The following is a 13,035-nucleotide window of genomic DNA, read 5'->3' on the forward strand; positions in this document are numbered from 1 at the left end:
GCGGAGGGGGTGGCGCGGAGGGCGTGGCCGGAAGGGCGTGGCGCGACGGGACAGGTGACCGGCTCGTCGACGTCGCGGCCGTGCCACAGGTCGCCGCACTCCACCAAGACAGCGCCGTGTTCGGCCAGGTACCGGCCCGCGCCTCGATCGCCGTCGAGCCGTGAGGCGAGGGCGGCCCAGTGCGCGCGCCCGATGAGCACCGGATGCCCGGGCTCGCCGCGGTAGGTCGCCCGGGCGAGAGGCGCACCCGCGCCGAGGACCCTCCTGCAGGACGCTACCGACAGCTCGGGCGTGTCGACGGGGACAAGCAGGATGGCATCCGCGTCGGTCATCGCCGCCGCGTGCAGCGCGGCGAGAACCGAGGCGGCGAGCCCTCCAGCCCAATCCGGCACGGGTACGACCGTCGCGCTCGCCGGTACGAGCGCAACCGCCCTCGAGCGATCGGCGCCCAGGGTGACCAGCACGTCGAGGCATCCGGCCTCGAGCAAGGTCTCCACGGCGCGCGCAACCCAGGGTGTGCCGTCGGGCAGGGATGCCAGGGCCTTCGGCCCGCCGAATCGCGACCCGGCGCCGGCCGCGAGGACAACTCCGCACACGTTCATTTGCGCACCGTCTTCCGCGCGCCTGGGGCGGATGCGCCTCGGTGGGACTCGCCGCAGGTTCGAGTCGCAGGTCTGTACGCGCCCCCGCCGAGGAGCGAACCGGCGCCCGCCGCGAGGACAACTCCGCACACGTTCATTGGCGTGCCTTCATTCGCGCACCGGATTCCTCGCGTACGGGTGGATGCGCTTGAGCGGGTCTCGCCCAGGTCCGGGCCGCTGGCTCGAGCCCAGGGTCCATCCGCGCCCCCACCGCAGACCTGTGCTTCCGCCACCCGCATTCGCCAGCCCAGGTGCAGGAACCCCGGGTCTGCGCACAACCCCCGCCAAGCCGTTGGGTCCGCACCCCGAACTCCGAACCCCGCACCACGCCGCACCCGCCCCCGCACCCAATACCGCTCACGAGGCGACGCGTGCTCCCAGCGGTCGGTGCACCGGCCCCGACAGCTCGGACAGGCGGCGACCGGATGCGCCGTGCCGGTCGGCGACGATCTCGGCGAGGATCGAGAGGGCCGTCTCCTCGGGGGAGCGCCCGCCCAGGTCGAGCCCGATCGGCGAGCGCAGCCGCTCCAGCTGCTCGGCTGGCACGGCCTCTGCCGCGGGTACAGATGCGTCGGTGAGCCGCTCGAGCCGCTCGAGCCGCTCCTCGTGGGTGCGGCGGCTCCCCATGACACCGACGTAGCCGGCGGCAGAGGCCAGGGCGACGCGCAGCGCTGGCACGTCGAACTTCGGGTCGTGCGTGAGGACGCACACGGCGGTGCGCGCATCCACCTCCGCAGTTTCCAGATAGCGGTGCGGCCAGGCGACAACCACCTCGGCGCCCGGGAACCGGGCCGTCGTCGCGAACACCTCGCGCGCGTCGACGATGGTGACCTGCATGCCCGCGGCGATCGCGATGCGGGAGAGCGCCACGGCGAACTCGACCGCGCCCACGATGATCAGCCGGGGCGGGGAGCCGAGGGCGATCGTCACGGCTCCCGACGTGGGCGGCGATGTCTGGTCGATCACGCCGCGGCCCACGTCGGCTCCGGAGACCGTCAGCGTGTAGCTCGCGGGCATCGCACGCGCCTCACGCTCCGCCAGCAGCAGCATGTCAGCGGCCGCCGCGCTGCCCGGCAGGACAGGGCGGACCAGGACTTCGATGACTCCTCCGCAGCTCAACCCGACCGAGAACGCCGCTGCCGCGCTGTACCCGAAGGTCTCGACGCTCGCGGCACCGCTCTGGATCGCGAGCAGGCACTGCTCGAAGACGGCCCCCTCCACGCATCCGCCGGACACGTTGCCGAACACCTCGCCGTCGGCCGACACGATCATGCTCGCGCCCACCTCTCGGGGCGCGCTGCCGCTGACGGCGACGAGCGTCGCCATCGCGAACGGTCGACCTCGGCGCGACCACTCGGCGCCCATCGGCAGGATTCCACGCATGACGAAACGCTAAGCCGGGCCCATTGCGTGGCTGTTGCGGGCACGTGAAGGTCGTCACGATCCCCGACCCACGATCGAAACACCGCCGAAACGGCGTTCTGGTTCACTCCCGAGAATCCACTCGCGCCAGCAAGCAACTGACGGCGCGGAGCCACGACCGGGAGGGCCATGGACATCACGACGGTGCGCTCGTACCGCGTCGCACGAACCCGCGAGGAGCTGCTCCTCGCCCCTGGGGAGGCCATCCTGGCGGGCGGCACGTGGCTCATGAGCGAGCCGCAGCCGACGACGACGGGCTTCGTCGACGTGACCGGCATGGGGTGGCCTGATATCGAGGCCGACGACGATGGGCTCCGGATCTCGGCCACCTGCACCATCGCGACGCTGGTCGCGTGGGCCAAGGACGCACGGGATGGCGGCACGCTTCCGTCGCAGCAGGACTGGCCTGCGCTCTCGCTTGTCCCAGCCGCCGCGGATGCTCTCCTCGCGTCGTTCAAGATCTGGAACACGGCGACGGTCGGCGGCAACATCTGCCGGGCGTTCGCAGCGGCTGGCATGGTCTCGCTGTGCGTCGCGCTCGACGGCACGGCGGAGATCTGGCGAGGAGCCGAGGTGGTGCGCCTGCCGGTCGCGGACCTCGTGACCGGGGACGGGACGACCGTCCTCAAGGCGGGCGACGTGCTCCGCAGCATCCACCTGCCGGCTGCCGCGCTGCGCTCGCGGGCGTTGCTCCTCAAGATCGCGCTCGCAGAGCATGGGCGCTCTGGCGCCGTCGTCACGGGGCGCGTCGACCCCTCGGGGCGCAGCGTCTTCACGGTCACCGCAGCTACGCAGACCCCGACCGTGCTCGCGTTCCCGCACCTCCCGACCCCGGTCGAGCTCGCCGCGCGCGTCGCTGATGCGGATGGCTACTACAGCGACCCGCTCGGCTCAGCAGATTGGCGCCGCGGCGTGAGCATCGTGCTGGCGGAGCGCATCCGGAAGGGACTCGCGTGAAGTTCGAAGTAGACGGCACAGACCGCTCGGCCGAGCCGCGGGCGGGCCAATGCCTGCGGACCCTGTTGCGCGAGACCGGTTCCACGACGGTGAAGAAGGGGTGCGATGCCGGCGACTGCGGAGCCTGCTCGGTCCTTCTCGACGGCACTCCCGTGCACTCCTGCATCGTGCCGGCCGTGCGAGCGGAGGGGCGCAGCGTCACGACGGCGGCCGGCCTCGCACCTGGCGATCAGCTGCATCCCGTGCAGGAGGCGCTCGCTGAGGGGTTCGGCTTCCAGTGCGGCTTCTGTACGCCGGGGATGAGCGTGACCGCGTCGACCCTCGGGGAAGCCGACCTGGGCGAGTTCGACAAGCGGATGAGGGGAAACCTGTGCCGCTGCACGGGCTACCGCCCCATCCGGGAGGCGATCTGCGGTTCCGTGCGAGCGGGCTCCTGCGCGCAGACGTGCGTCACGCCCAAGGCCGCTGACCCGGAAGCGAGGGCCACAGCGCAGACCGTCGGAAACTCCGTCGTCCCGGAGGCCGCGCGCCGGATCGTGCAGGGGCTCGAGCCGTTCACGTTCGACCTGCCACCGGCGCATCCGGCGCTCGATGCTTTGACCTTGCGCGTCGTGACGAGCCCGCACGCGCACGCGCGCATCCTGAGCATCGACACCGCTGAGGCCCTCGCCGTGCCCGGGGTCGTGCAGATCTTCACACACGAGGACGTGCCGCAGCTCCGGTACTCCTCGGCCCGCCACGAGCACCGCACCGACGACCCGGATGACACGCTCCTGCTCGACCGCGTGGTGCGCCACGTCGGGCAGCGCGTTGCGGCCGTCGTCGCGGAGACCGGTGAGGCGGCCGATGCCGCTCGCCGCCTCGTCCGCGTCGAGTACGAGCTGTTGCCAGCGGTCTTCGACCCGGAAGAGGCCCGTAGGCCCGGGGCGCCGCTCATCCACCCGGACCGCACCGCGGAGGAGCGGGTCGACGAGGCTGCCCGCAACGTCATCACGAGCGTCCACGCCGGACCGGATGTCGCCGAAGCGCTCGCGTCGAGCGCCGCCACCGTCTCCGGCACGTGGCAGACGGCCCGCGTCACACATGCACAACTCGAGACCCACGGCTCGATCGGCTGGCTCGACGACGACGGACGCCTCGTGATCCGCTCCTCCACGCAGGTGCCGTTCCTCGCCCGCGATGAGATCGCGCGCCTGTTCGACCTGGACCGTGACCGCGTGCGGGTGCTCGCGGCACGGCTCGGCGGCGGGTTCGGCGGCAAGCAGGAGATCTTCACGGAGGATCTCGTCGCGCTCGCGGTGCTCAGGACCGGCAGACCCGTCGCGTACGAGTTCTCGCGCACCGACGAGTTCCAGCGCGCCGCCGTCAGGCACCCGATGCGGGTGTCGGTGACGCTGGGTGCAGACGCGGACGGGGCGCTCACGGCCATGCAGCTCGACGTGCTCAGCGACACCGGCGCCTACGGCAACCACTCGCGTGGCGTTCTCTTCCACTCCCTCGCCGAGTCGACGACGATCTACCGCGTCCCGCTGCGGCGACTGGATGCGGAGGTCGTGTACACGAACACGGTGGCGTCCGGCGCGTTCCGCGGCTACGGCCTCGGCCAGGTGATCCTCGGCGTCGAATCGGCGATGGACATGCTCGCCGAGAAACTCGGTCTCGACCCGTTCGAGCTGCGCCGACGCAACGCCATCAGGGAGGGCGACGATCCGGGGCACGACGACCTCGTGTGGGGAAGCTACGGCTTCGACCAGTGCCTCGACCTGGCGCAGGACGCGCTTCGCCGAGGCAACGGCCAGGCGGCCCCGCCCGGCTGGCTCGTCGGCGAGGGGGTCGCGGCGGCGATGATCGCCACCATGGCGCCGTTCGGGCACATCGCGCACACGACGGCCACGCTTCGGGCCGACGGCACGTACCTGCTGCGCACGGGGACGGCCGAGTTCGGCAACGGCACGACAACCGTGCTCAAGCAGATCGCGGCGACGGATCTGAGCACGAGCTTCGAGCGGCTGGAGCTGTGGAACTCGGACACGGATGCGGTCGAGCACGACACGGGCGCCTTCGCATCCGCGGGCATCACGGTCGCGGGCAAGGCGCTGCACGCCGCCTGCCAGACCCTGGCGATGCGGATGCGGGAGCGGGCCGCCGAGCTCACCGGGTCGGCCCCGGACGGCGGCGAGCTCACCGCGGACGGGGTGCTGACGCCCACGGGGCTCGTCACCTTCGCGCAGCTGGCAGCAGAGGAGAACGGCGGGGAGATCACGGCTGACGGCAGCGAGCTCGGCGCGCGACGCTCGCTCGCCTTCAACGTGCACGCCGTGAGGCTGGCCGTCGACCCGGAGACGGGAACGGTGCGCATCCTGCAGTCGGTGCACGCCGCCGACGCCGGGTACGTCATGAACCCCGCCCAGTGCCGCGGGCAGATCGAGGGAGGCGTCGCGCAGGGCCTCGGCAGTGCGCTGTACGAGGAGGTGACCCTCGACGATGAGGGGCGCGTCGCCAACCCCGTCTTCCGCCTCTACCGGGTGCCGCAGTTCGCCGACGTGCCCTTCACCGAGGTGTACTTCGCCGACACGAGCGACGACCTCGGGCCGTTCGGCGCGAAATCGATGAGCGAGTCGCCGTACAACCCCGTCGCTCCCGCGATCGGGAACGCAATCGCGCGCGCCATCGGCAGTCGCCCGTTCGAGCAGCCCTTCAGCCGCGACCGGGTCTGGCGGATTGCGAATCACGCCCGTAACACCCACGAACCCGTCCCCGAAATATGAACTGCCTAATGTCGCGGCTAGGGAGTGTCAGGACGAGCTGAGCAGGCGAGACACCGTCAGACACGACCCAGCCCACTGCAGTCAAGGAGATCCGATGCACACACTCACCAGACCACGCCGACGCGTCACCGCGGCCCTCGCTCTCGCAGCCACCGCCGCGCTTGCCCTCACCGCGTGCTCACCGACCGCATCCGAGACGTCCCCAGGGAGCGCATCCGTCGACCACGGCGAGATCAGCGTGCAGTACTCGTGGATCAAGAACGAGGAGTTCGCGGGCGAGTACTACGCCTACGACAACGGCTACTACGACGAGGCGGGGTTCTCCGCGGTGCAGGGCATCGCCGGCCCCGACACGGGCGTCGCGAAGCTGCTCTCCGGTTCGGTGCAGTTCGCCCTCAGCGACGCCGCCTCCGTCGGTGCCGCGGTCGCCGAGCAGGACGCGCCGCTGAAGATCGTCGCGACCACCTTCCAGAAGAACCCGTTCACGGTGCTCTCGCTGACGGACAAGGGCAACATCGCGACGCCGCAGGACCTTATCGGCAAGAAGATCGGCGTGCAGGACTCGAACGCGTCCGTGTTCAAGGCGCTCCTCGCCGCGAACGACATCGACGAAGACCAGGTGACCGTCGTCCCTGTCGACTTCGACCCGACGCCCCTCATGAACGGGGAGGTCGACGGCTTCATGGCGTACCTGACGAACGAGGCCATCACGGTCGAGATGGAGGGCTACGAGGTCACGAACCTCGCCTACGCCGACAACGGCCTGCCGTACGTCGCCGAGGCGATCACGGTGACCCAGCAGTACCTGGATGAGAACCCCGACCTCGTGAAGGCGTTCCTCATCGCCGAGATCAAGGGCTGGACCGACACGTTCACGCAGCCGACGGATGACACCGTCACGAAGGTGACCGAGCACTACAACGCCTCGGCCGCAGCGGGCGACCTCACCTTCGGGGAGCTCGACCCCGCCAAGGTGAAGGCGGGCCTCGAAGCCCAGGCGGCGCTGATCTCGACCCCGGAGACGGAGGCGAACGGCCTGTTCACCATCTCGGACGAGCTCAAGGCCCAGTCCATCGCATCCCTCGCGGCCGCAGGGTGGGAGCTCGAGGTCGACGACCTCTTCGACACGACGATTCTCGACGAGATCTACACCGAGAACCCTGAGCTGAAGAACTACCAGCCCTAAGCTCATGACCCTCACCGATACAACGACGGATTCCGGTGCCGCAACCGGCACCGGGATCCAGATCTCCGGAGTGTCCAAGTCCTTCGACCTGCGCGGCGGGAAGTCGCTGCTGGCGCTGCAGGACACGGACCTGCACACCGACAAGGGCTCGTTCCTGGCGCTGCTCGGCCCCTCCGGATGCGGCAAGTCGACGATCCTCCGCATCCTCGCCGCGCTCGACCACCCGACGACCGGCAGCGCGCTCGTCGACGGGCAGACGCCCGACCAGCTGCGTGCGAACAGCGAGCTCGGGATCGCCTTCCAGGACCACGCGCTGCTTCCCTGGCGGAGCATCCGCAAGAACATCGAGCTGCCGTTCGAGGTCGCGGGGCGACCGGTCGACAAAGCGTACGTGGATGAGCTGATCGCCCTCGTGGGGCTCAGCGACTTCGCGAACGCGAAGCCGGCGCAGCTCTCTGGCGGCATGCGGCAGCGGGCCTCGATCGCGCGGGCCCTCGTGCTCAAGCCGTCGGTGCTGCTGCTCGATGAGCCCTTCGGAGCGCTCGACGACATGACTCGGCAGAACCTCAACCTGGAGCTGCTGCGCATCTGGACGGAGAAGCCCGCGACGACGCTGCTCGTCACGCACGGCATCAGCGAGGCGATCTTCCTCGCAGACCGGGTCGCCGTCATGTCGGCGCGCCCCGGCCGGGTGCAGGAGATCATCGAGGTCGACCTGCCGCGGCCGCGCACCCCGGAGATGATGCGCACTCCCGAGTTCCACGCGCTGGTCGACCGTGCCTCCGAGCTGCTGTTCGGCGTGCACGGGCACGCAGAAGCCGAGGCGTGACGGTGGCGAGGGAGCGCATCCCAGGCTGGCTCGCCGCGCTCATCGGCGGGGTCGCCCTCGTCGCGATCTGGTGGCTGGCATCGGCAACGGCGTTCCGGCCGCAGGAGGGCACGAGCTTCACGCCGGTGCCCTCACCGCTCGCCGTCATCGACTGGCTGTTCGTGCAGGGGAACATCGCGGGTACCTGGGGCGTCTTCGCCCCGACGGTCACCGCGGCTGCGATCGGCTACGTGTGGGGCAACGGCATCGCGCTGCTCCTGGCGACCGTCGTGCTCGTCTTCCCCCGCCTGGAGACCGTCATCACGCAGATCGCCGTCGTCACCTACTGCCTGCCGATCGTCGCCGTCGGCGGCATCTCCATCGTGGTGCTCGGCGGCGCGAAGAGCCCGGGCGACCCCTCGGAGACGGCCGTCTTCCTCGCGGCCCTCGTGTGCGTGTTCACGACCGTCGTCGGCGCGACCCTCGGGTTCAAGTCCGCGGACAAGGCCTCGCTCGACGTCGTCCGCGTCTTCGGCGGCGGCTCGTGGATGCAGATGCGCAAGGTCCGTCTCGTGGCCGCGCTGCCCGCCATCCTCAACGCGCTCCAGATCGCCGTCCCGTCGGCGTTCCTCGGCGCCGTGCTCGGCGAGTACCTCGGCTCCATCACGGCGGGAGTCGGGCCCACCCTCATCCGCCTGCAGGGGCAGCTCGACTCCGCCGGAGTGTGGTCGGTGTTCCTGCTGTGCGCCGTGTTCGCGCTCGCCGCGTACGGGCTCTTCGGGCTGGTCATCCGGTTCATCACGCCGTGGGTCTCAGGGAAGGCAGTGCGATGACCGTGATCGTGCAGGACGAGCAGACAGCGACGACGGCCGATCACGCCGCCGAGACGCGGATCACGCGCGAGCGGCGCAGCGCGCTCCGGAAGACGGTGCTCCGCTCGCTGGGCTCCGCAGGCATCACGCTGCTCGTGCTCCTCCTGCTCTGGCAGGCGGTGGTGAGCCTCACCGGCATCTCCTCGTTCATCGCGAAGGGGCCGCTCGACGTGTGGCAGTTCCTGTTCGCGGGCGAGGACGCCGCCGAGCACCGCGCGCAGATGTTCCCCCTCGTGGGGCAGACGCTCATGGACTCGGCGCTCGGCTTCGTCGCGGGCATGGCCGTCGCCATCGTCTTGGCGATCGCCTTCAGCCTCTCCAGAGCCATCGAGGCCGGCGTCATGCCGCTTGTGCTCCTGCTGCGAACCATCCCGCTCGTCTCCATCGCACCCGTCATCATCCTCATGACCGGCCGAGGGACCACGGCCTCCGTGGCGGTGATCGGGACGATCGTCGTGCTCTTCCCAGCGCTCGCGAGCGTGCTGTTCGGCCTCAGCCGTGCCAGCCAGGAGAGCCTCGACGTCGTGCACGTCTTCGGTGGCGGCCGGCTCGCCGGCCTCACGAAGGTCAACCTGCCTGGGGCGCTCCCGTCGATCTTCGCGGCCGCCCGGGTCTCCGTGCCGGGAGCCGTGACCGGTGCGCTGCTCGCCGAATGGCTCTCGACCGGGACGGGCATCGGCGGGGCGATCCTGAAGTTCAACGCGCAGGCGCAGTTCGCCGAGCTGTGGACCTCGATCGCGCTCATCACCATCATCACGCTGGTGTCGTACAACCTCGTGCAGATCGTCGAGAACATCGTCCTCGACCGCATGGGGATGGGCGTCTCCCAGCGCTGAGCCGTCTGCGCTCGAACCTCGCGGCCGGGAGCATCCTCCCGGCCGCGACGTCGTTCAGTGCGGGTGGCCGCGCAGCGGGATGATCGCCGCCGGCAGCTCGTGGAGCCTCGCCGATGCCTCCTCGGCGAGGGGGTTCGTGGATGTCCCGTCGCGGTTCACGAGCTGACCGCCCACGTAGACGGCCTTGAGGTTCCGGGGGCTCATCGCGAGCACGTACGACCGCACGGGGTGCCAGAGCGGCCCGACGTCGGGGGAGCGCGGGTCGACGATGACGAAGTCGGCGAACTTGCCGACCTCCAGCGAGCCGACCCGGTCGGCGACCCCCATGATCTCGGCGCCGCCGAGCGTGTGGAGGCGCAGCATCAGCTCGGGCATCATCGACAGGGGATCCTTCGTGCGCGAGCGCTGCATGTAGATGCCCATGCGCATGTTCTGCCACGGGTCGCTCACGTCGGTGCAGGCCTGGTCGTCGAGGCCGACGCCGACCTTCATGCCGAGCTCGAGCATCTCCGGCACGAGCGCGACGCCGGAGGCGAGCCGCCCGTTCGAGGCCGGCTGCCACGACATGCTCGCCCCGCGAGCGGCGGCCTCGGCGAGGATCTCCGGGGTGGTCTGGATGAAGTGCCCGAACATGAGGCCCAGCTCGAGGGCCCCAGCATCCCGGTACAGGGCGAACTTCGACTGCTGGTGCTCGACGGCCTCTGGCGACTCGAGGAAGTGCGCCTGGTTCGTGATGCCGAAGCGACGCATGGCCTCGGCTTCGAGGTCGGCGGCATCGGCCCGCGGCGACCACTGCACCTGGCCCATGATGGACGAGCCGAGGGCGTACGCCGGGTCCATGGCCCTCGTGTGGGCGACCTCCGCCTGGAGCCGGTCGAAGATCTCGTCGTCGCTGCCGACGGTGGCATCCATCCCCGAGGCGTCGACGAAGCGGATACCGGAATCGAGCGTGCCGTCCGCCTGGCGGTAGTGGTACTCGAGGGGGCGGATGCCCGCGGTTCCCGTTCGCTTCCCGTCGACCATCGACTCCCACGCCTGCAGGGGGTCGGTGAAGTTGTAGGCGGTCGTGACGCCGTTGGAAAGGAAGTCGAGCGAGCCGTGCAGGGTCGACCAGTACAGCTGCTCCGGCGTCATGTGGGCGGTCGTGCCGAGCATGGAGTCGCACCAGCCGTACAGGGTGTCGGCGACGCCGAGGCCCCTGAGGCCGCTCGTGAAGAGGTGCGAGTGGCTCGACACGAAGCCGGGGGCGACGAATCTGCCGGCCACGTCGATCGTCTCGTCGGCGGTGACGGACGGCGTCCCGCTCCCGATCGCGGCGATGCGGCCGTCTTCGACGAGCATCCATCCGTCTTCGATGTAACCGGCATCCGTGGAGCCCGTGGGGATCGTGATGAGGCGCGCGTGGGTGACAAGAAGGGACATGCTCGCAACGCTAGCCAGCCCATGTTTCGGGCCTGTCACGACTCGGAGGCGCCCCGGGGCGAGTTGCGTTTCAGACCTCGAAGAGGCTGTGCACGGGGCCGGCGACCTGCTTCCCGTCGAGGTCGACGAGCTCCATGAGGACGGCCGTGCCCACGAGCGCGTAGCCGAGCTGCTCGAGGAGCTCCTGGCCCGCACGGAGGGTGCCGCCCGTTGCGAGGATGTCGTCGACGAGTAGGACACGGGTGCCGGCCGGCAGGTCCTGTGCTGCCTCCAGGCTGTCCGATCCGTACTCGAGGTCGTACGTGATCGACGCCGCGGGTCGAGGCAGCTTCCCCGCCTTGCGGATGGGAATGAGGCCGACGCCCGCGGCGTTGGCGATGGCGCCGGCGAGCAGGAACCCTCGCGCCTCGACGCCCGCGACGACGTCGAAGGTGTCGGCGAAGGGCTCGATCACGGCGTCGACGGCGGCGCGCAGGGCGGTGCCGTCGGCGAAGAGCGGGGTGATGTCACGGAATTGGATGCCCGCTTCGGGGAAGTCCGGGATAGTCGCGATGAGCGACTCGGCGCGCGCGAGCTCTGGGGTCACGGTTCCAGGATACGTGCGATCCGCATCAGTCCGCCGCGATGAAGGCGCGCAGGATCGACCGGTGGTCGTCGGCGCGGGACGCCCACGCGAGCTCGCTGAACGCATCGGTCTCGTCAAGCTCCAGCACTGCGATTCCGGGCGGTGGGACGAGCACCGTGCTCGCCGGGGTCACGGTTACGCCGATGCCCGCCGCGACCAGATGCAGCAGGGTCGTCCAAGTACTTCCCGTCTGCACGATGGTCGGTGCCCGACCGCCTGCGAGCACGGGGGCCAGGTTGCGCTCGGTCGCGAGCTCGCCGGCCTCGGCGGGGAAGAACACGAACGGGTCTCCGGCGAGCTCGCTGGCGCGGATGCTGCCACGGTCGGCGAGCGGATGCGTGTGCGGCACCGCGGCCACGAAGCGCTCCCTGCGAAACGGCGTTAGCCGCACCCCGTCGACGACGTCCGGGTCGCGCACGATCGCGAGGTCCAGCTCACCCTGCGCGACTTTCGCGGTGAGCCTCGCCGTCCATCCTTCGACGAGCTCGATGTGCACGCCCGGGAACTCGGCCCTGAAGCGCTGGACATGTTCCACCGGCCCGAGCGGGAGTGCGGAGCTGACGAACCCGACGTCGAGCCGCCCCTGCTCGCCGCGGCCGACGCGCGCGACCTCGTCGATGACGCGCTCGGACTGCGCCACGAGCGAGAGGGCGCGTTCACGCAGCACGGTGCCCGCTGCCGTGAGCTTCACGCTGCGCGAGGTGCGCGCGAAGAGCTCGACGCCGAGCTCGCCCTCCAGCCGCCTGATCTGCTGGGAGAGTGCGGGCTGGGCCACATGCAGGGTCGCCGCGGCACGGCCGAAGTGGAGTTCATCGGCGAGTGCGAGGAACGAGCGGAGCACTCGAATGTCGAGATCCATGCATCCAGCTTATGGATGCTTGTGCATCCGTATTGGACTCGTTGGCTCCGATTCAGGAAACTCAGCACATGACAACGCAGACCATCACCATCGCCCCGTTGCAGGACGAAGCGGACGCAGTGGCCTTCCGCACCCTCAACGAGGCGTGGATCACCGAGCACTTCGCACTCGAGGATGCCGACCGAGCGGTGCTCGCGGACCCTCAGCGCGCGATCGTCGACCAGGGCGGGACAGTGCTCATCGCCCACGCCGGTGAGCAGCGCGTGGGCTGCGTTGCGCTGTTGCGCGTGGGAGATGGGCTCGCCGAGCTGGTCAAGATGTCGGTCGCTCCAGAGGCCCGCGGGTCCGGCATCGGGCGGATGCTCATGACAGCGGCTATCGACCACGCGCGCGAGCAGGGCCTCACGAAGCTCATGCTCGAGAGCAACAAGTCGCTGACGCCGGCCGTTCGCCTCTACGAGTCCGTCGGCTTCCGCCACGTGCCCGCATCCGCGCACGCCCCGACCCCGTACTCGCGAGCCGACGTGTTCATGGATCTCGACCTGGTCTGAGCGTCGTCGCAGGGTGTGGGCCTCCTCGCCTGGTGTGGAGGCGGGCCCACGACTCCCAGCGCGCCCAGCCCGCCCAGCGCGCCCAGCC

12 protein-coding genes are annotated in these 13,035 nt (G+C 70.2%); 7 read left to right on the plus strand and 5 right to left on the minus strand.

The annotated features are described in order from the left end of the window. Both GV007_RS16275 and GV007_RS16280 read right to left on the minus strand, forming a co-directional pair. On the minus strand, window positions 1–602 hold a 602-nt coding region (locus tag GV007_RS16275), incomplete at its 3' end, for a nucleotidyltransferase family protein (protein ID WP_160074481.1). Between the two features lie 396 nt (window positions 603–998). Continuing rightward, a complete protein-coding gene (locus GV007_RS16280) occupies window positions 999–2,024 on the minus strand; it encodes an XdhC family protein (protein WP_160074483.1) in 1,026 nt (341 codons plus the stop codon). A gap of 168 nt (window positions 2,025–2,192) precedes the next feature. Here GV007_RS16280 and GV007_RS16285 point away from each other — a divergent pair, with 168 nt between their 5' ends. The 6 genes from GV007_RS16285 to GV007_RS16310 all read left to right on the plus strand — a co-directional run bounded on the left by GV007_RS16285 (window position 2,193) and on the right by GV007_RS16310 (window position 9,490). Next, complete coding sequence (locus GV007_RS16285; RefSeq protein WP_160074485.1) at window positions 2,193–3,020, plus strand: FAD binding domain-containing protein; 828 nt, start codon at window positions 2,193–2,195, stop codon at window positions 3,018–3,020. Next, the gene (locus GV007_RS16290; RefSeq protein ID WP_160074487.1) at window positions 3,017–5,788 is read left to right on the plus strand and encodes a molybdopterin-dependent oxidoreductase; all 2,772 of its coding nucleotides are present in this window, start codon (window positions 3,017–3,019) and stop codon (window positions 5,786–5,788) included. The genes GV007_RS16285 and GV007_RS16290 overlap by 4 nt, the downstream gene beginning before the upstream one ends. A gap of 94 nt (window positions 5,789–5,882) precedes the next feature. After that, a complete protein-coding gene (locus GV007_RS16295; protein ID WP_104244641.1) occupies window positions 5,883–6,974 on the plus strand; it encodes an ABC transporter substrate-binding protein in 1,092 nt (363 codons plus the stop codon). Window positions 6,975–6,978: 4 nt separating this feature from the next. Then, entirely contained in the window at window positions 6,979–7,803 is an 825-nt protein-coding gene (locus tag GV007_RS16300; RefSeq protein ID WP_104244643.1) for an ABC transporter ATP-binding protein, read from the plus strand. After that, window positions 7,800–8,615: an ABC transporter permease gene (locus GV007_RS16305; RefSeq protein WP_236558590.1), complete on the plus strand. Its 816-nt coding sequence runs from the start codon at window positions 7,800–7,802 to the stop codon at window positions 8,613–8,615. The genes GV007_RS16300 and GV007_RS16305 overlap by 4 nt, the downstream gene beginning before the upstream one ends. After that, a complete protein-coding gene (locus tag GV007_RS16310; protein WP_160074489.1) occupies window positions 8,612–9,490 on the plus strand; it encodes an ABC transporter permease in 879 nt (292 codons plus the stop codon). Before GV007_RS16305 ends, GV007_RS16310 begins: the two co-directional genes overlap by 4 nt. A gap of 54 nt (window positions 9,491–9,544) precedes the next feature. On the opposite strand, the gene GV007_RS16315 is transcribed toward GV007_RS16310, so the two are convergent. From GV007_RS16315 to GV007_RS16325, 3 genes are all read right to left on the minus strand, one after another. After that, complete coding sequence (locus GV007_RS16315) at window positions 9,545–10,912, minus strand: amidohydrolase family protein (protein WP_160074491.1); 1,368 nt, start codon at window positions 10,910–10,912, stop codon at window positions 9,545–9,547. A 70-nt stretch (window positions 10,913–10,982) separates the two neighbouring features. After that, window positions 10,983–11,498, minus strand: a complete 516-nt coding sequence (locus GV007_RS16320) for an adenine phosphoribosyltransferase (RefSeq protein ID WP_160074493.1) — start codon at window positions 11,496–11,498, stop codon at window positions 10,983–10,985. A 25-nt stretch (window positions 11,499–11,523) separates the two neighbouring features. Next, window positions 11,524–12,396, minus strand: a complete 873-nt coding sequence (locus GV007_RS16325; RefSeq protein ID WP_160074495.1) for a LysR substrate-binding domain-containing protein — start codon at window positions 12,394–12,396, stop codon at window positions 11,524–11,526. A 68-nt stretch (window positions 12,397–12,464) separates the two neighbouring features. Here GV007_RS16325 and GV007_RS16330 point away from each other — a divergent pair, with 68 nt between their 5' ends. Next, window positions 12,465–12,947 carry a GNAT family N-acetyltransferase gene (locus GV007_RS16330; protein ID WP_160074497.1) on the plus strand — a complete coding sequence of 161 codons (483 nt, stop codon included), beginning with the start codon at window positions 12,465–12,467 and terminating at the stop codon, window positions 12,945–12,947. The last annotated feature ends 88 nt before the right edge of the window (window positions 12,948–13,035 follow it).

Source organism: Pseudoclavibacter sp. 8L, assembly GCF_902506465.1.
Taxonomy (GTDB): Bacteria; Actinomycetota; Actinomycetes; order Actinomycetales; family Microbacteriaceae; genus Pseudoclavibacter.